Annotated in this window: 1 protein-coding gene; it reads left to right on the forward strand. The window is 39.3% G+C overall.

The window, feature by feature from the left end; translation table 11 throughout:
• Positions 1-537, forward strand: a 537-nt coding sequence (locus AB4486_RS27130; protein ID WP_372119882.1) for a hypothetical protein, incomplete at both ends; no start/stop codon positions are given.

The following is a 537-nucleotide window of genomic DNA, read 5'->3' on the forward strand; positions in this document are numbered from 1 at the left end:
CCCATATGCTGATACTGATAGTTATTTTAGGTTCGAATTCAATGAGAACTCAGTTGAATTAACAGAGCTCGCTCTAAATCCAGATAATGACATTGATTTAGTATCTTTCTTTGGGGGTATTTCTCGCGATAATTATTACGTGGATTACAACTGCAAAGCATTCGATACAAAGCAAGATGAGTTTAAATTGGTTAGAGACGATGGTTGGTGGGAGAATGGTTATTACAACAATCTTAATGTGGTAGCTACACAGGATTACCTAATCTGCTTGAACGTTTGGCTAGATGGAAAGCCGACAGAGGGTGTGTTCATTGATGCTAAAGACGGGTCATCACAACATTTCTTCATGGATTTCTATCATGGTCATTGGGATGATGGCTTCGGCATAGCGGGTGTTGTCGCTACTCAACACAATGAATTTAAAATTGTTCAAGAGTACAGACCGGTAGGCGCTCAAGAAAGTCAGTTTAAAGAGTTCTATTATAATGTTGATACCAATGAAGAGTATGTTGTTGGGCTAGTTGGTGAGCGTATGTC

The sequence above is a fragment of the Vibrio sp. 10N.222.55.C6 genome, from assembly GCF_041473395.1.
GTDB lineage: Bacteria > Pseudomonadota > Gammaproteobacteria > Enterobacterales > Vibrionaceae > Vibrio > Vibrio crassostreae_C.